Source organism: Roseovarius sp. 10, assembly GCF_033100315.1.
Classification (GTDB): Bacteria; Pseudomonadota; Alphaproteobacteria; order Rhodobacterales; family Rhodobacteraceae; genus M30B80.
Genome location: NZ_JAWLVH010000001.1, coordinates 122,455 through 138,340 on the forward strand (window position 1 = coordinate 122,455; position 15,886 = coordinate 138,340).

Annotated in this window: 18 protein-coding genes and 1 tRNA gene; 4 read left to right on the forward strand and 15 right to left on the reverse strand. The window is 58.0% G+C overall.

What is annotated here, in order from left to right; all coding sequences use genetic code 11:
• Nucleotides 1-69: 69 nt before the first annotated feature.
• From RYZ18_RS00590 to RYZ18_RS00620, 7 genes are all read right to left on the reverse strand, one after another.
• A tRNA-Pro gene (locus RYZ18_RS00590) sits at nt 70-146 on the reverse strand.
• Between the two features lie 73 nt (nt 147-219).
• On the reverse strand, nt 220-765 hold the full coding sequence (locus tag RYZ18_RS00595) for a MerR family transcriptional regulator (RefSeq protein WP_317654393.1): 546 nt from the start codon (nt 763-765) through the stop codon (nt 220-222).
• A 12-nt stretch (nt 766-777) separates the two neighbouring features.
• Nucleotides 778-1,083, reverse strand: coding sequence for an integration host factor subunit alpha (gene ihfA / locus RYZ18_RS00600; RefSeq protein ID WP_317654394.1), 306 nt, complete (start codon nt 1,081-1,083; stop codon nt 778-780).
• A 118-nt stretch (nt 1,084-1,201) separates the two neighbouring features.
• Complete coding sequence (locus RYZ18_RS00605) at nt 1,202-2,176, reverse strand: beta-ketoacyl-ACP synthase III (protein WP_317654395.1); 975 nt, start codon at nt 2,174-2,176, stop codon at nt 1,202-1,204.
• Nucleotides 2,173-3,270, reverse strand: coding sequence for a phosphate acyltransferase PlsX (gene plsX / locus RYZ18_RS00610; RefSeq protein WP_317654397.1), 1,098 nt, complete (start codon nt 3,268-3,270; stop codon nt 2,173-2,175). Before plsX ends, RYZ18_RS00605 begins: the two co-directional genes overlap by 4 nt.
• A gap of 39 nt (nt 3,271-3,309) precedes the next feature.
• A complete protein-coding gene (gene rpmF / locus RYZ18_RS00615) occupies nt 3,310-3,516 on the reverse strand; it encodes a 50S ribosomal protein L32 (RefSeq protein ID WP_317654399.1) in 207 nt (68 codons plus the stop codon).
• Nucleotides 3,517-3,784: 268 nt separating this feature from the next.
• Nucleotides 3,785-4,435 (reverse strand): DUF177 domain-containing protein, encoded by a 651-nt coding sequence (locus RYZ18_RS00620; RefSeq protein ID WP_317654401.1) that lies wholly within the window; start codon nt 4,433-4,435, stop codon nt 3,785-3,787.
• A 171-nt stretch (nt 4,436-4,606) separates the two neighbouring features.
• Here RYZ18_RS00620 and RYZ18_RS00625 point away from each other — a divergent pair, with 171 nt between their 5' ends.
• Together RYZ18_RS00625 and RYZ18_RS00630 are read left to right on the forward strand one after the other, a co-directional pair.
• A complete protein-coding gene (locus tag RYZ18_RS00625; RefSeq protein ID WP_317654403.1) occupies nt 4,607-5,101 on the forward strand; it encodes an outer membrane protein assembly factor BamE in 495 nt (164 codons plus the stop codon).
• A 28-nt stretch (nt 5,102-5,129) separates the two neighbouring features.
• Nucleotides 5,130-5,867 carry a GNAT family N-acetyltransferase gene (locus tag RYZ18_RS00630; RefSeq protein WP_317654404.1) on the forward strand — a complete coding sequence of 246 codons (738 nt, stop codon included), beginning with the start codon at nt 5,130-5,132 and terminating at the stop codon, nt 5,865-5,867.
• A gap of 33 nt (nt 5,868-5,900) precedes the next feature.
• Here RYZ18_RS00630 and RYZ18_RS00635 read toward each other — a convergent pair whose 3' ends face one another.
• Nucleotides 5,901-6,716, reverse strand: a complete 816-nt coding sequence (locus RYZ18_RS00635; RefSeq protein ID WP_317654406.1) for a hypothetical protein — start codon at nt 6,714-6,716, stop codon at nt 5,901-5,903.
• Nucleotides 6,717-6,759: 43 nt separating this feature from the next.
• A complete protein-coding gene (gene tyrS, locus RYZ18_RS00640) occupies nt 6,760-8,010 on the reverse strand; it encodes a tyrosine--tRNA ligase (RefSeq protein ID WP_317654407.1) in 1,251 nt (416 codons plus the stop codon).
• A 76-nt stretch (nt 8,011-8,086) separates the two neighbouring features.
• On the opposite strand from tyrS, the gene RYZ18_RS00645 reads away from it, so the two are divergent.
• Nucleotides 8,087-9,193, forward strand: a complete 1,107-nt coding sequence (locus RYZ18_RS00645; RefSeq protein WP_317654408.1) for an anhydro-N-acetylmuramic acid kinase — start codon at nt 8,087-8,089, stop codon at nt 9,191-9,193.
• On the opposite strand, the gene RYZ18_RS00650 is transcribed toward RYZ18_RS00645, so the two are convergent.
• From RYZ18_RS00650 to RYZ18_RS00665, 4 genes are all read right to left on the reverse strand, one after another.
• Nucleotides 9,190-9,621 carry a cupin domain-containing protein gene (locus tag RYZ18_RS00650; protein WP_317655776.1) on the reverse strand — a complete coding sequence of 144 codons (432 nt, stop codon included), beginning with the start codon at nt 9,619-9,621 and terminating at the stop codon, nt 9,190-9,192. The genes RYZ18_RS00645 and RYZ18_RS00650 overlap by 4 nt on opposite strands.
• A 6-nt stretch (nt 9,622-9,627) precedes the next feature.
• Nucleotides 9,628-10,902, reverse strand: a complete 1,275-nt coding sequence (gene eno, locus RYZ18_RS00655) for a phosphopyruvate hydratase (protein ID WP_317654409.1) — start codon at nt 10,900-10,902, stop codon at nt 9,628-9,630.
• 45 nt (nt 10,903-10,947) lie between these two features.
• Entirely contained in the window at nt 10,948-11,856 is a 909-nt protein-coding gene (locus RYZ18_RS00660; protein WP_317654410.1) for a DMT family transporter, read from the reverse strand.
• 84 nt (nt 11,857-11,940) lie between these two features.
• Nucleotides 11,941-12,318 (reverse strand): Fur family transcriptional regulator, encoded by a 378-nt coding sequence (locus RYZ18_RS00665; protein WP_411567065.1) that lies wholly within the window; start codon nt 12,316-12,318, stop codon nt 11,941-11,943.
• Between the two features lie 149 nt (nt 12,319-12,467).
• On the opposite strand from RYZ18_RS00665, the gene RYZ18_RS00670 reads away from it, so the two are divergent.
• Nucleotides 12,468-13,364 (forward strand): DMT family transporter, encoded by an 897-nt coding sequence (locus RYZ18_RS00670; RefSeq protein WP_317654413.1) that lies wholly within the window; start codon nt 12,468-12,470, stop codon nt 13,362-13,364.
• On the opposite strand, the gene RYZ18_RS00675 is transcribed toward RYZ18_RS00670, so the two are convergent.
• Complete coding sequence (locus tag RYZ18_RS00675) at nt 13,361-14,818, reverse strand: protein adenylyltransferase SelO (RefSeq protein ID WP_317654415.1); 1,458 nt, start codon at nt 14,816-14,818, stop codon at nt 13,361-13,363. The genes RYZ18_RS00670 and RYZ18_RS00675 overlap by 4 nt on opposite strands.
• Nucleotides 14,815-15,753, reverse strand: coding sequence for a nucleoside hydrolase (locus tag RYZ18_RS00680; protein ID WP_317654416.1), 939 nt, complete (start codon nt 15,751-15,753; stop codon nt 14,815-14,817). Before RYZ18_RS00680 ends, RYZ18_RS00675 begins: the two co-directional genes overlap by 4 nt.
• Between the last annotated feature and the right edge of the window lie 133 nt (nt 15,754-15,886).

The window sequence follows — 15,886 nt, forward strand, 5'->3', positions numbered from 1 at the left end:
ACCCTCCCTTGACCTTTACCCAAGAAAAAACCGCCCCGCCGCAAAGGGCAAGAGCGGTTTTCAAAAATCTGGTCGGGCTAGCAGGACTTGAACCTGCGACCTTCCGTCCCCCAGACGGACGCGCTACCAGGCTGCGCTATAGCCCGAATGGGGCTCTTCTACCGATTTTATGGCGTGGCGCAAGGGCTAGGGCGCAGGAATTTCGACAAAGCGCAGGCTTTACCCATGCGCCGCAGCCATGAGCCCCGCCTGTAGTTTGCGCAGCCGTGCAAGGATCGGGGCGGATTGCGCCTCTGGCAATGATTTCAGCACAGTCTTGCGCGCCTTTAGCGCGGCCAAACCATCAGCGATGGGCAGGGGGGTTCCTTGCATCACAGGCTGAGCGGGGGCAGGGTGCGGCGTGGGGCTTGGCGTATTTTCATTGGCCGCTTCACGCGCCACCTCTGCAATGCTTGGGGCAGGTTGCGCCTCGGCCACCATCATATCGGGGTCAAGCTCAGGCGAGCGCGCAGCGACTGCCGCAACCCCGTCTTCGCGCAAAAGGCGCTGAACGCCCCGAATGGTCATCCCTTCATCATGCAGCAACACCTTGATCCCGCCGATCAGGCGCATATCGGCAGGGCGATAATAACGCCGCCCGCCTGCGCGTTTCACAGGTTTGATCTGGGTGAATTTGCTTTCCCAAAACCGCAACACATGGGCCGCGACACCAAGCCAATCGGCGACTTCGCGAATGGTGCGAAAGGCATCGGGGGATTTGGCCATCCTGCCCGCCTCTTAGCGTTTCTTATTGCCGTCTGCGACCCGCTCTTTCATCAGATGCGAGGGGCGAAAACTGAGGACACGGCGGGGCGTAATGGGCACTTCTTCGCCCGTTTTCGGGTTGCGACCAATGCGTTCAGATTTGGCGCGCACGCTAAATGTGCCGAAAGACGAGATTTTAACCTGTCCCCCATCGACCAATGCGTCTGACATCAACTCAATTACACGCTCAACAAGGTCGCTGCTTTCATTGCGCGACAAACCCACTTCACGAAACACGGCTTCGGATAAATCCATCCGCGTCAGTGTCTTATTGCTCATTGCTCATGTCCTCCCGACATTGGCGCAGCGGTATAAGGGTTGTTTTAGCACCGCCACAGAATGAGCAAAGCTGCGGCGCGAGTCAATCGCCGTGACGTAAGGGCAAGATTTTAGCGCCTTACCAGCGCAAAACCACCGCACCCCAAGCCAAGCCACCGCCAATCGCTTCGGTAACCAATAGGTCACCTTTTTTGATCTGGCCGCGCGCGACCCCGACCGACAAAGCCAAGGGGATAGAGGCGGCTGACGTGTTGCCGTGATCTTGCACGGTCACAATCACCCGATCCATATCGACCCCCATTTTTTGGGCGGTGCGGGTGATGATGCGCAAATTGGCCTGATGCGGCACGATCCAGTCCACATCTTGGGCCGCATTGCCCGAACGCGCGAGTGCGGCATGGGCGGTTTCGGCTAGTTTTTCGACCGCATGGCGGAACACTTCGCGCCCTTCCATCCGCAGATGGCCCGTGGTTTGTGTCTGCGAGACACCGCCATCGACATAAAGCAGATCCCGAAATTGACCATCTGAATGCAGATCAACGGCCAAAACGCCCCGATCTGTGGCCGCGCCTGCGCTTTCTTCGGCGCATAACAGAACGGCGCCTGCGCCATCCCCAAACAAAACGCAAGTTCCGCGATCTTCCCAATCCAAAATGCGGCTAAAGGTTTCCGCACCAATCACCAAAATCCGCTTGGCCTGACCAGAGAGGATATAGGCATTGGCGGTGGACAGCGCATAGATAAACCCCGCGCAGACGGCCTGCACATCAAAAGCAAAGCCCTGCGTCATCCCAAGCCCATGCTGCACCATCGTGGCGGTAGAGGGAAATGTGAGATCTGGGGTTGAGGTGGCAACGATGACGCCATCAACATCGACCGCAGACAGGCCCGCATCCGCCAAGGCGGCCTCACAGGCCTTGATTGCCATTTGGCTGGTCGTCTCGCCCTCGGCGGCGAAATGGCGCCGTTCAATCCCTGTGCGGGCGCGAATCCACTCATCCGAAGTGTCGATTTGCGCTTCGAACTCCGAATTGGGCACAACCCGCTCAGGCAGGTAATGGCCAATTCCAGTTGCGACCGCGCGAAGTGTCATGCCTGTTTCCCTTCCCCATGGACGATCTGATCTGCTGCGGTTTCCGCCTCGGCGATCCGTTTGGTCAACTGATCTGCAAAATCCGCTGCGGCCAATCGTGCCGCCAATTTGATTGCGGCTGCAACCCCTGTTCCATCTGCCGAGCCGTGGCTTTTGACCACTGTGCCATTCAGGCCCAAGAACACACCACCATTGACGCGGCGGGGGTCTATACGTTTTTGCAACCTCTTGAGCGAGCTATAGGCCATCACCGCAGCCAAGCGCGACAATATTGAATATTCAAATGCCTCGCGCAGAAATTCGCGGATAAGACGCGCGGTGCCTTCGCCCGTTTTGAGCGCGGCATTGCCTGTGAATCCGTCACAGACGATCACATCGACCTTATCAGAGGGGATATCCCCCCCCTCGACAAAGCCCACGAATTCAAAATCTGCCGCAGGTGCGGCGCGGGCGACAAGGTCATAGGCATCGTGTAATTCGGTGCGGCCTTTATGTTCCTCGGTGCCTACATTCAGGATTCCGACACGGGGGCGGGATTGGTCTAAGCCGCTGCGCGCATAGGCGCTGCCCATCAGGGCGAAATGCAACAAATCTTGCGCATCGGCCCGGATATCAGCACCCACATCCAACATGACGTTAAAGCCAGATGGGTTGCGCGAAGGCCACAAAACACCAATCGCGGGACGGTTCACCCCTGGGATTTTGCGCAACCGCAACATCGACAGCGCCATCAGCGCGCCCGTGTTGCCACAAGACACAGCGGCCCGCGCCTCGCCGTTTTCCACGGCCTGAACCGCGCTCCACATCGAGCTGCCTTTGGCGTGGCGCACCACCTGCGAGGGTTTGGCATCCATCGTGACCACATCGTCACAATGACGAATGTCGCAGCGCCCCTTTAGGTCACCGCGTTTGGCAATCAGCTTGTTCAGGGTTTTGCCATCGCCATGCACGATGAACCGCAAATCAGGGTTCTTACGTGCAGCTTTGGCCATGCCAGACACAACAGCAGAGGGGCCTAGATCGCCCCCCATTGCATCAATCGATAGCACCGTTCCAGGAACTTGACGCCCAGTCAGAACGGATGTCTCTGTCATGACTTTTAAATCCGCTTGCCTCGGAAAAACGCGCGGCCCTTAGGCCGCGTCATCATCGAGATCAATCTCGTCTGCTTGGGCAATAACCTCGCGGTCATTATAGCTGCCGCAAGACGGGCAGACGTGGTGGGGGCGCTTCAGCTCACCACAGCTGGGGCATTCATTTGGATTGCCAGCGGTCAACGCGTCATGCGAACGGCGTTGGTTGCGGCGCGAGCGGGTCACTCGGTTCTGGGGGACAGCCATGTCTCAACCTCGGTTTTGTTAGGGGCTTCGCGGTCAAGATTGACCAAACAGGGGCAGCCCATCGTCACGTTTCAAATCTCTGTCACATTTTTTTCACCAAAGGGCAACCTGTGATGCGCGGCTCATGGGGTGATTTGCCCGAAAAACGCGCGCAAAATTGGGATAAAATCCAATTGGCGAATGAGGGCGGGAACATACAAAGATTCTGCACCTATGCAAGCCCTAATAGACCTTTGGGTAAATTCCGCGCGTTTGCGTTTGTTTGCGGTTATTTATCGCTGTTTTTGGCGGGGCTGCCTGTGTTTTTGCTTGCGCCCGCACTGCTGCTGTCTGCGGGGGATTGCGCCAATTTATCCCGTAATTCTTGCAAAGCAGAAAGTGGGTTTGCGGTTTGGGGGGGCTCATCCTCTGCCTCAACTGGGCCCGCATTGGGGGGGCTTGCGCTGTAAATATGCACCAAATCGGCGGCGTCATCCTCGGTTGCGGCATCTGGTGCGCGCGGATAATCGGGCAGGGCCAATGCCAAGGCTTCGGTCATCACGGCATATAGGTCAATTTTTGCGGGCAATGGCTCGATGCTGTCATCTTCGGGCATCTCGGCCTCTTCGGCCTCGGGCGCCGTGAAATCGGCGATATAGCGGCGCAACACATCGGTATCGATCCGCGTCACCACATCCGCCAAACTGACGCTGCAGGCCTGTGTCACAGTGGCGCCCAGTTGCCCCTCAAGGCGCCAATCGCTTTTGCCTTCGGGCATAATTTTGCCTGTAAAGCGCAGTTTGCGCAGCGCACGCAGCTCTAGATCATCTGCAATCTCGCGCAACGCATCCGCATCGGGGGTCAAGGCAAATGTTTTGCCGCCTGCGCGGCGCAGTTCGGCCAAAGCCAAAAGATCAGGGCGTGGGCTGGCGTTTGACATGATCTCCCCTCAAGTTTCTGATCAATTTCCCCTCGAAAATGAGGGTCGCGCGATTGCAATGCTTGCTCTGTTGGTCGCTGTAAGTTAAGCCCAAATGAAGACAGACGCCATGCCTGAATGTTTGCGCCCAAGCGCAGAAGGGAAGCTGGCGCTAGGGTGAGGAAGATGGGCATGGCAGAACTTCGGATCAGCACGCAGGCACGCATGGGGCGCAAGCGGGTGCGTGCAGCGGTGATTGCAGTGGCCTTTGGATTGGCTTTGTCTGGCTGCACCGAAAGTTTCCGTGACCACGGCTTTATCCCGCCGCAAGAAGAATTGGATGCCATCACCATCGGTCAAGATACCCGCGACAGCCTCGGGCAAACCCTTGGCCGTCCTGCTGGTGAGGGCGTGATTGGCGAAACCACATGGTTCTATTCGCAATATCGTGTGCGCAGCTATGCATGGCGGGCGCCCGAGATTGTAAGCCGCGATATCGTGGCCGTGTCCTTTGCCGATAACGGCACCGTGTCGAATGTGGAAACCTACACGCTTGCCGATGGTCAGATTGTCGATATTTCGCGCCGCGTTACGGAAAGCTCGATCCGTGAGGTGTCGATTTTCCGTCAGGTTATGGGTAATTTTGGCCGCATCAATGTGGGTGAGTTGGTCAACGCCAACAATTAATCCTTTGTCTGCGTAACATAGGTGCATCATGCGCGAGAAGGTGGCGGGGAAATATCGGCTGCGCATGGCCCAAACCGCCGCCGATGTGACCGCCGCGCAAACCCTGCGGCACCGCGCTTTTCGCGGTGGGGCAGATGGGGCGGGTCTAGATGCAGATCCTTATGATGCGCTTTGTGACCATATCCTCATTGAAACGCAGGAAGCGGGGGAATTGGTCGCCTGCTTTCGCCTGATGTGCCTGCCCGATGGGGCAGCCTTGCAGACCAGTTATTCGGCGCAGTTTTACGATTTATCGCCCCTGTCCGATTTTGACGGGCCAATGGTTGAGATGGGGCGCTTTTGTCTTGCGCCAGAGGTGCATGACCCGGACATCTTACGTCTCGCATGGGGGGCATTGACCGCCTATGTGGATGAGATCGGGGTCAAGCTGCTCTTTGGTTGCTCGTCTTTTCGCGGCACGGATGCGCTGCCCTATCATGATGCCTTTGCGCTGTTGCGTGATCGCCATATCGCACCCGCCAAATGGCGGCCTCAGATCAAGTCGTCCCATGTGTTTCCATTCGCGGCAAAGCTGCGGCGCAAACCCGATCTGAAACGGGCAATGGCAACGCTGCCGCCGCTTTTGCGCAGTTATTTGATGTTGGGGGGGTGGGTCAGCGATCATGCCGTGATTGATCAAGATTTGAATACGCTGCATGTGTTCACAGGGCTAGAGATTGCCGCCGTTCCGCCCGCCCGCGCGCGGCTGTTGCGTCTGGCGCGCTAAGCGGTGCAAAGGGGCCAAAGCGCGGCTGAGCGCTCATGTGCCCCCAAGCGGCAAAAGTGTTGCCCCCGTTCCCCGTTTGAACCGCGCAAGCCCAGGGCTATCCGCCTCACTCAGCCCCAGATCAAAATGCTGCGCCCGCTTGGCGGCGTATTCCATGGCCGCAAAGAGCAGCATCTGGTGGCTGCCATAGGGGCAATCGGCGCTGCGCCATCCAATGTGATAGGCCGCTTCATGCCCTGAAAGTGAGAATAGCAACGCGGCCTGCCGCGACACCCCCTCGCAGATATAAAGCAGTTTTTGGGTCTTGCTGCGGCCAATTTCGGCCAAAAGGGCCAGCGCGATCCCGTCATAGTGGTTTCTTTTGCGCTGTGCAGCTTCGGCGGCCAAAAGCCACCCATCGCGCGGCGTATAAAAGGGCCGAATGCGGGCCACAGCGCCACGCTGCAACGCGGTTTTGCGCGCGGCCCGCCATTTGGGATGCAGGCGCGCGACCATCTCGGCGGTGTTTTGTGTCAGCGGCACGCTCAAGCTGTGGCGCGGTTTGGCAAGGCGCAGAAACCCCGCACGGGCCAAGGCCGCCCCTTGGGCAGGGGTGGCCGCGTTGATGAGCACATGTGCCATGCCCCGCGGGGATGCGCCTGAAAGAATGGAGGCAGGAATATGAGCAGGTTTTGCGCAATAGCCAACGGGGCCTAGGATTGGAAATCGGCGCGTTATGAAAAGCTGCCCGTCAATGCGCGCAACTGACTGCCCGAGCGCGCGCAATGCCTGCTCAAACCCCGCAGATTGGGTAAAGCCCGCTGTGGCAATGGGTAGGGCATCCTCAAGATCGGGCAGGCTGTGCAACATAGCCGCAAGACTGCCCGATCAAGGTAAATCCAAGATTAACGGATCAGCCCAATTCCACCAAAGCGTGGCGCTTTTTCCCTGCGCTCAGTTTCAAGGGCGTGGCCAGATCACTGGCTGTGATCATCAGGCCTGCATCGGTGATGGCCGCGTCATTCATCCGTGCGCCGCCTTCTGCGATCAGGCGCTTGGCCTCTTTGCCCGACCCTGCCAAGCCTGAGCGCGTGATCAGCTGCACAATCGACACGCCCTCGCCAATGTCATCGGCGCTGAGCGTGAGACGGGGCAGGTCATCGCCCATACCCCCTTTTTCAAACACCTCGCGCGCGGTGGCCTCTGCGGCGGCGGCGGCATCGCGCCCGTGCAACAGACTTGTCACCTCATTGGCAAGAACGATTTTAGCTTCGTTGATTTCGGAACCTGCAAGCGCGCCAAGCCGCTCGCACTCTTCAAGCGGCAATTCGGTGTAAAGTTTCAGGAAGCGCCCCACATCCGCATCGGTGGTGTTGCGCCAGAATTGCCAGAATTCGTAAGGCGACAGCATCTCGCCATCCAGCCAGATCGCGCCACCTTGGGATTTGCCCATCTTCTTGCCATCTGATGTGGTCAAAAGCGGGGTGGTCAGGCCAAAAATCTCGTGATCCAAAACACGGCGGGTTAGGTCGATACCATTGATGATATTGCCCCATTGATCCGACCCACCCATCTGCAGCGCACAGCCATAACGGCGGTTCAGTTCAAGAAAATCATAGGCCTGAAGGATCATGTAATTGAATTCGAGGAAGCTCAGGCTTTGTTCGCGATCCAGACGCGATTTGACCGATTCAAACGACAACATGCGATTGACCGAAAAATGCCGCCCAATATCGCGCAAAAATTCCAGATAATTCAGCCCGTCCAACCATTCGGCATTGTTCAGCATCAACGCGCCTGTCGGGCTGTCATCATAGCTGAGATAACGCGCGAAAACGCGGCTCATGCCCGCGATATTGTTATCAATCGCCGCCGCATCCAAAAGCGGGCGTTCATCAGATCGGAAGGAGGGATCACCAACCTTTGTGGTGCCGCCGCCCATCAATGTGATCGGCTTATGCCCCGTTTTCTGATACCAACGCAGCAACATAATATTCAGCAAATGACCCACATGCAGGGATTTTGCTGTTGCATCATATCCGATATAGGCAGGGGTCACGCCCGCGCGCAGCTTTTCGTCTAGCTCTTGCAGATCAGTGCAATCCGCAAGAAAACCGCGCGCACGGATGATCTGAAGGAAGTCGGATTTGGGCTGGTAGGTCATTGCGGTGTGATCCATTCTTGGCAAGCGAGGCGCAGCGGTTTTATGCTCTGCGCGGTGATCTATAACGGGGGCGGGGATGAAGGGAAAGGGTCAAGCCAACCCAAGGCTACGCGTGGCGGGATTGATGTCTGGCACATCGCTAGATGGGGTGGATGCTGCCATTTTGGACACCGATGGCGTGCATGTGCTTGGTTTTGGTCAAACGGCCTTCCGCCCCTATAGCGCACAGGAACGTGCCGTGCTGCGGGGCTGCCTTGGCAAGTGGCCCGATGATGCGGGCCTTGCAGAGGCCCAAGAGGTCATTCACCGCGCCCATATCGAGGCGTTGCAGGCGTTGAACGCCCCCTTTGATCTTATAGGGTTTCATGGACAAACCTTGGCGCATGATCCTGATCAGGGACGCACGCATCAATTGGGCGATGGCGCGGTTTTGGCGCGGGCCTTTGACTGCCCCGTGATTTGGGATTTCCGCAGCAATGATATGCGGATGGGGGGGCAGGGCGCGCCTTTGGCCCCGTTTTATCATTTTGCCCTTGCCAAACAGAGGGGCGCCACGGCGCCCTTGGCCTTTCTCAATTTGGGGGGCGTGGGGAATATCACCTATGTTGATCCAAGCCATGACCGCCCAGAACAGGAAGGGGCGCTTTTGGCCTTTGACACGGGGCCTGCCAATGCGCCGATGGATGATCTGATGTCAGGGACAGGGCAGGTCTATGACAATGACGGCGGCTTGGCCGCATCGGGCCGCGTGAACGAGGCCTTTGTCGCACGCGTCATGGCGCAGGGATATTTCTTGAAAATGCCCCCAAAATCCCTTGATCGCGATACGTTTGCGCAGGTTCTTACCGAGGCGCAAACGATGCCCTTGGCCGATGGTCTGGCCAGTTTGGCCGAGGTCAGCGCGCGCGCTGTCGCCGAAGGTCTCGCACATCTGCCCAAGCCTGTTGCCCAGATTTTGGTCTGTGGTGGCGGGCGTAAGAATGGCCATCTTATGGCGCGCCTCGCCGCGTTAACGGGCCTAGAGGTCGTGGCGGTTGAGGTGGCGGGCTTTGATGGGGATTTCCTCGAGGCGCAGGCCTTTGCCTATCTTGCGGCGCGGGTGCAGGCAGGGCTGCCCACCTCTGCACCTGCAACCACGGGCGTGGCGGCGGCCATAGGGGGCGGGCAAATCAGCCGCCCTTAGCCACCAGCGGCGCGCGGGATATCAAACCCTGCGGGCGCAAGGGTAAAGCCGTCAAAAGAAAAGGCAGGGCTGACAGTGCAAGACACCAGCGTGTAATCCCCCGTGCTGCGCGCCGATTGCCAATGCCCCTCTGGCACGATGATCTGCGGCGCTGCGCGGGTCAGGTCTGGCCCAAGAATATGATCGCGCGCAGGCCCCTGATCGGTCGCGCTGAGCGACAGGATCAATTCCGCGCCCGCGTGGTAATGCCAAATCTCTGTCGCATCGACATGGTGCCAATGGCTGACCTCGCCTGCGGCCAAAAGGAAATAAATGCAAGACCCTGCAGGGCGGTCGCCCCCACCGCCGCCGACCCATGTCTGCCGATAATGCCCACCCTCAGGATGGGGCATCAGGCCCAGATGGGCGATAATCTCGGCGGCTGTCATCATGCCTTAGCGTAGGATGGATGTGCCCGCATAGCGCGCGACATCGCCCAATTCTTCCTCGATGCGGATCAATTGGTTGTATTTCGCCAAACGATCTGACCGCGCGAGGCTGCCTGTTTTGATCTGGCCGCAATTGGTGGCCACGGCCAAATCGGCAATCGTGGCATCCTCGGTCTCGCCCGAGCGGTGGCTCATCACGCAGGCCATGCGGTTGCGATGCGCCAGTTCGACCGCGTCCAAGGTTTCGGTCAATGTGCCGATCTGGTTCACTTTCACCAGCAACGCATTGGCGCAGCCTTTTTCGATACCTTCGGCCAAACGGGCAGGGTTGGTAACAAAGAGATCATCACCCACCAATTGCACCTTGTCGCCAATCGCATCTGTCAATTCTTTCCAACCTGCCCAATCATCTTCGGACATGCCATCCTCGATGGACAAGATTGGGTAATCAGCGCAAAGCGCCTTGAGATAGGCCACATTTTCCGATGGGGTCAGGCTGAGGCCTTCGCCTGTCAGCTCATATTTGCCGCCTTTGAAATATTCGGTCGCCGCGCAATCAAGCGCCAACATCACATCAGAGCCAGGCTTGAAGCCTGCTTTTTCAATCGACTGCATGATGAAATCAAGCGCCGCGCGGCTTGACGAAAGCGCAGGGGCAAAGCCGCCCTCATCGCCAACACCCGTTGCCAGACCCGCGGCGGATAGTTCTTTTTTCAGGGTGTGGAAAATTTCCGACCCCCACCGCACAGCCTCAGACAATGTGGGGGCTGCAACAGGCATAACCATAAATTCTTGAATGTCGATTGGGTTATCTGCGTGCTCACCGCCATTGATGATGTTCATCATCGGCACAGGCAGAACGCGCGCCTGCGTGCCGCCGATATAGCGATAAAGCGGTTGGCCTGTGGCCTCGGCGGCGGCTTTGGCAACGGCCATCGAGACGCCCAAAATCGCGTTCGCGCCCAGACGGCCCTTATTCTCGGTGCCGTCCATTTCGATCATCACTGCATCAATTGCGGCCTGTTCGGTGGCGTCAAACCCAACCAACGTGTCGGCCAATTCGCCATTGACGCCCGCGACCGCCTTTTGAACACCTTTGCCCATATAGCGCGCTTTATCGCCATCGCGCATCTCAACCGCCTCATAGGCGCCTGTGGATGCACCCGAAGGCACAGCCGCGCGGCCCAAGGTGCCATCTTCGAGGATTACATCCACCTCAACAGTGGGGTTGCCACGGCTGTCGAGAATTTCGCGGGCGTGAATATCAATGATGGTGGTCATGGCTTGGCCTGTCTGTGAAGAAAGAAAAAAGATTTGCGCGATGCTTTAGCGCGATGTGGGATCAGAAGAAAGGGTCGATTGCGCCTGTTGTGCGGCACGCGCAAGCCGCGCTTCGCGGATCAACGTGTAAAGCCCCGCCGCGATCACGATGGCCGACCCTGTCAGCATATAGGCATCGGGCCGCTCGCCAAAAACAATCGCGCCCAAGATCAGGGCGAATAAGAGTCGCGAGTAGCGAAACGGTGTAATGACCGAGATATCCCCCATACGCATGGAGAGGGTCAGCGCGTAATAGCCCATCACCCCTGCAAGCAGGGCGGCAGCAAGGCGGATCACCTCGGGGCTTTGCGGGGCAAAGGCCCCCCCTGAAAAGGCCCAGAGTAACAGGCCTGCGGGCACGACCGCAAAAAAACCGTAACAAGACAGCTGCATCGAGCTGTATTTTGCGGGCATCACACGGGTTGCCAAATCGCGTGCCGTCAGGCCCGTGACCCCAAAAAGCGCCAAAACCGCGCCGATATCAAATTCGGCTGTGCCAGGGCGGATGATGATGAGAACCCCGATAAAGCCGATGATGATCGCACTCCACCGCCGCCACCCAACAGGCGCGCCTAAAAACAGGGCCGCGCCCATCGTCACCATCAAGGGCATAGCCTGCACAATGGCCGCGACAAGAGACATGGGCGAAAGTGCGAGGGCAGAGACGAAGGCCATCGTGCCAAACATCTCGCCCAAATTGCGGGTCAGCATCAGCGGGTCAAGCAAGTCACGGGTGATCAATTTGGTGCCTTGCGCCCACGCGATCCCGCCAAAGATCAGCGCGCCCCCTAAGCCCAAAAGGATCAAAATTTGTCCGACAGGCATGGTCACGCTGAGGGTTTTGACCAGCGCATCCTCAATCGCAAAGCCAAACATCGCTGCCGTCATCAAGGCGATGCCGCGTATATTTTCCATTCTGGGGGTCGCTTCCGTGCAAAATAGCCTTGCCCGTGGCTTAGCCTGTGCCGTGGCGCGATGCTAGCCCTGTGGCGGGTCTGACTATTTTTTCTTGGGCGCTGTAATCGGCACGCCGTATAGCTCAAGCTTATGCCCCTGAAGCCTATAGCCCAACTTAGCCGCGATTTTTTCTTGCAAGGCTTCGATCTCGGGATCGATGAATTCGATGACATCGCCCGTTGTCAAATCAATGAGATGATCGTGATGTTCGCGCTCTGCATCCTCATAGCGTGCGCGGCCATCGCCGAATTCTACCTTTTCTAGGATGCCTGCTTCTTCGAATAATTTAACGGTGCGATAGACCGTGGCCAAGGAAATGCGTGGATCAACGGCGGAGGCCCGAGAGTAAAGTTCTTCGACATCGGGGTGATCGGCGGATGCGTCTAGAACCTGCGCAATGACGCGGCGCTGTTCCGTCATGCGCAGCCCTTGCGTATTGCATCTCATTTCGATCGTCTCAGTCACCAATTTGGCCCTTTTTCCACCTCTGCCTTTTCTTCTGTAAGGGATTTGACATCGCCCGAAAAGACCGCTTGGGTCATGGCATATCAAAACACATAGGCAGGGTGATGGAGCATCAACCACAGCGCAAAGCGCAGATGGATCAATTCGGCACTGTGGGCATGATCCTGTTTGCGATTCTTCTGGCTTTTAATCAGGTCGTGGTCAGGGTCACGAATGAGGGGATTCAGCCCGTGTTTTTTGCAGGCATCCGATCTGTGGGGGCCGCATTTTTGCTGCTGCTGTGGATGCGCTTTCGCGGGATCCCGCTTGATTTCGCCCGTGCGCCCCTCTCTGGCCTTTGGGTGGCGCTGCTCTTTGCGGGACAGTTTATGTTTCTGTTCCTTGCTCTTGATTACACCACGGTCGCGCGCGCCTCGGTTTTGTTTTACACGATGCCGATTTGGCTGACACTGGCCGCGCATTTTCTGATCCCGGACGAGCGGATTACAGCCCAAAAAGGCATCGGGTTGGCGCTTGCGTTTGGTGGGGTGGTGTGCGCTTTGGCATGGCCGCATGACGGGCGGGCGAGCGGCGCAGGCGGGGTTTTGGGCGATATTTATGCGATTGCAGGGGCAATGTGTTGGGCGGCGATTGCGGTGTCGGCACGGATCACGCCGTTGCGCACGCTGCGGATTGAAATGCAGTTATTTTGGCAGCTTTTAGTCTCTGGCCCGATATTGATCGCGGCGGCGCTGTTTTTTGGCCCGTTCTTGCGTGACCCTGAGCTGATCCATTGGGCGGGGCTAGGCTTTCAGATTGTGGTGATTGCCTTTGCCGCCTTTCTGGTCTGGTTTTGGTTCATCTCGATTTACCCTGCCTCCTCCATTGCGTCCTTTAGCTTTTTGTCGCCGATTTTTGGGGTTGCGATGGGGTGGCTCTTTTTGGGCGAGGCGGTTGGGCTTGAGCTTTTGCTCGCGCTTGCTTTGGTTTGTGCGGGGCTGATCTTGATCAATCGCCGCTAGGTGCCGCAGAAGGTCTGTGTCACCCGTTCTGCCGCAGTGGGCGCGGCCTCATAGGCGGAAAGGCTGGGATCGGGCGTGTAGGGCGCAGCCAAGGCATGGCTTAGGGCCTGAAATTTTGACAGATCACCCGACATCGCGGCCGCGATCATTGCCTCAACCTGATGATTGCGCGGGATGCGCACAGGGTTGGCCTGACCCATTTCTGCGCGCGTCTCTGGGGTGGTTTCGGCCTCCCACATCATGCCCCAGTCGCGCAGGGCTTGATCCCCTGTCGCGCCCAATTCAGCCTCAAGGCCAGATAGGCCCCCATCGGTCAATGCCCGAAAGGCGTGGGTGAAATCCCCGCCCAGCCGTGCGAGATGCTCGAGAAACTGAAGCCCCATTGTGCCTGCCTGCGGATGATCAGGGCCAAGCCCCAGTTTGCGCCCCAAAACCGCATGCCATTCCGCGTCAAAGCGATCCGCAAATCCCTGCACGATCTGGGTGAAACGGTCTATAGCATCCTCACGCGGGCCATCGCAGATGGGCAAAAGCGAGGTGGCGAATTGGGCGATGTTCCAGACCGCGATATTGGGCTGATTGGCATAAGCATAGCGCCCAAACTGGTCGATGGATGAAAACACCTGCTCAGGATCATAACGATCCATGAAGGCGGCAGGGCCATAGTCAATGGTTTCGCCCGATATTGTCATATTGTCGGTGTTCATCACGCCATGGATGAACCCCACACCCATCCATTGCGCAACAAGGCGCGCTTGCGCATCGCGCATCCCGATCAAAAGATCATCAAGGCTTTGGGCCTGCGGATAGTGGCGCGCGATTGCGTGATCCGCCAAAGCGCGCAGGGCCTCGCGATCATCCCGCGCTGCAAAATATTGGAATGTGCCCACGCGGATATGGCTTTGAGCTACGCGGGCGAGAACCGCGCCGGGGCGGATATCTTCGCGCAGGATATCCTCGCCCGTGGTGACAGCGGCCAAAGCGCGGGTGGTGGGTATCCCAAAGGCCGCCATCGCCTCGCTCAAGACATATTCGCGCAAGACGGGCCCAAGCCATGCGCGCCCATCGCCCATGCGCGAGAAGGGTGTGCGCCCTGCGCCTTTAAGTTGGATGTCAAAGCGCCCCTGATCCGTTACCACCTCGCCCAAGAGGATTGCACGCCCATCCCCTAATTGCGGCACCCATCCGCCGAATTGATGCCCCGCATAGGCCTGTGCAATCGGGTCTGCCCCTGCAAGCATCTTGTTGCCTGCGAAAATCTGGGCCAGTTCGTCATCGCTCATAGCGCGAAGCGTATCAGCAAGCCCCAAGCGGTCTGCAAGCGGGTGATTAAGCGCCAAAAGCTTTGGATCTTGCGCAAGGGTCGGGGCAACCCGCGCAAAAAAGCGATCGGGCAGGCGGGCATAGCTGTTGTCAAAGCCGATGCTAGGAGGGGGTTTGTCTTGGCCTGTCATGGCAGTCTTGCGATCCTGTCATGCAGCAGCGCATAAAACCCATCTGCATCCATGTCGCGGATAAACAGCGCATTGGCCTTGCGATCTGTAACACCCCAATAATCCGCGACCGTCATGCCCAGTGTCAGCTCGGATTGGGTTTCAATCTCGACATTGATGGTGCGGCCAGAAAAGAGGTCAGAATCTAGCAGATAGGCAATTACGCAAGGATCATGCAAAGGCGCCCCAGCAGCGCCGTATTTTTCTTTGTCGAAGCGTTCAAAAAACCCTGTCCATGCGGCAACCATCGCGCCTGCGTGATTTCCCATTGCCTCAAAGCCTGCAACGCGGGGCGCGGTTGTCAGGGCCTGATGCGTGACATCAAGCGGCATCATCGTGATCGGCGCGCCGGATTGAAACACAATCTCGGCGGCCTCTGGGTCTACGTAGATGTTAAATTCTGCGGCAGGGGTGATGTTTCCGACCTCAAAATAAGCGCCGCCCATCAGCACGATCTCTTGCACCAGTGGGATCACATCGGGGGCCTTTTGAAAGGCCCGTGCGATATTGGTCAGGGGGCCAAGCGGGCAAAGCGTCACTTGGTTGGGATGGGCGCGCAGGCTGCGAATGATGAAATCCACCCCATGCTCAGGGTCAAGCGGCAGATGGGGTTCGGGCAAAGGCGGGCCATCTAGACCTGTTTGCCCATGCACATGCTCGGCGGTCACAAGGGGGCGGGCAAGCGGGGCAGCCTCGCCCGCGAAGACGGGCACATCAGTGCGCCCAGACAGACCCGTTACAATGCGGGCATTGCGCTCGGTCAGGGGCAGGGGGACATTGCCTGCAACGGCCACAACGCCCAACACATCAAGCGCCTCAGGGCAGGCCAAAGCCAACAGAATAGCCACGGCATCATCTTGGCCTGGATCCGTATCAATGATGATTTTGCGTGCCATGTGGTGTTGATCCTTGCGCTGCGTCATTGCGGCTAAATTGGCGTGGCTTGGCGGGCTTGTCCATGACCTGTGCGGCAGGTTTTGGAAATTCGCGCAAAAGGCGCAGTCCCTTGCGCTAATGCGGTCTGCGCAG

Coding starts and splice junctions, on each gene's coding strand:
- ihfA (WP_317654394.1), bottom strand. CDS start 1,083: ATGAGCAATAAGACACTGACGCGGATGGATTTATCCGAAGCCGTGTTT.
- RYZ18_RS00680 (WP_317654416.1), bottom strand. CDS start 15,753: ATGGCACGCAAAATCATCATTGATACGGATCCAGGCCAAGATGATGCC.
- RYZ18_RS00660 (WP_317654410.1), bottom strand. CDS start 11,856: ATGGAAAATATACGCGGCATCGCCTTGATGACGGCAGCGATGTTTGGC.
- RYZ18_RS00595 (WP_317654393.1), bottom strand. CDS start 765: ATGGCCAAATCCCCCGATGCCTTTCGCACCATTCGCGAAGTCGCCGAT.
- tyrS (WP_317654407.1), bottom strand. CDS start 8,010: ATGACCTACCAGCCCAAATCCGACTTCCTTCAGATCATCCGTGCGCGC.
- RYZ18_RS00645 (WP_317654408.1), top strand. CDS start 8,087: ATGAAGGGAAAGGGTCAAGCCAACCCAAGGCTACGCGTGGCGGGATTG.
- RYZ18_RS00650 (WP_317655776.1), bottom strand. CDS start 9,621: ATGACAGCCGCCGAGATTATCGCCCATCTGGGCCTGATGCCCCATCCT.
- RYZ18_RS00675 (WP_317654415.1), bottom strand. CDS start 14,818: ATGACAGGCCAAGACAAACCCCCTCCTAGCATCGGCTTTGACAACAGC.
- eno (WP_317654409.1), bottom strand. CDS start 10,902: ATGACCACCATCATTGATATTCACGCCCGCGAAATTCTCGACAGCCGT.
- RYZ18_RS00605 (WP_317654395.1), bottom strand. CDS start 2,176: ATGACACTTCGCGCGGTCGCAACTGGAATTGGCCATTACCTGCCTGAG.
- RYZ18_RS00665 (WP_411567065.1), bottom strand. CDS start 12,318: ATGACGGAACAGCGCCGCGTCATTGCGCAGGTTCTAGACGCATCCGCC.
- RYZ18_RS00620 (WP_317654401.1), bottom strand. CDS start 4,435: ATGTCAAACGCCAGCCCACGCCCTGATCTTTTGGCTTTGGCCGAACTG.
- RYZ18_RS00625 (WP_317654403.1), top strand. CDS start 4,607: ATGGCAGAACTTCGGATCAGCACGCAGGCACGCATGGGGCGCAAGCGG.
- RYZ18_RS00630 (WP_317654404.1), top strand. CDS start 5,130: ATGCGCGAGAAGGTGGCGGGGAAATATCGGCTGCGCATGGCCCAAACC.
- RYZ18_RS00670 (WP_317654413.1), top strand. CDS start 12,468: ATGGAGCATCAACCACAGCGCAAAGCGCAGATGGATCAATTCGGCACT.
- plsX (WP_317654397.1), bottom strand. CDS start 3,270: ATGACAGAGACATCCGTTCTGACTGGGCGTCAAGTTCCTGGAACGGTG.
- rpmF (WP_317654399.1), bottom strand. CDS start 3,516: ATGGCTGTCCCCCAGAACCGAGTGACCCGCTCGCGCCGCAACCAACGC.
- RYZ18_RS00635 (WP_317654406.1), bottom strand. CDS start 6,716: ATGTTGCACAGCCTGCCCGATCTTGAGGATGCCCTACCCATTGCCACA.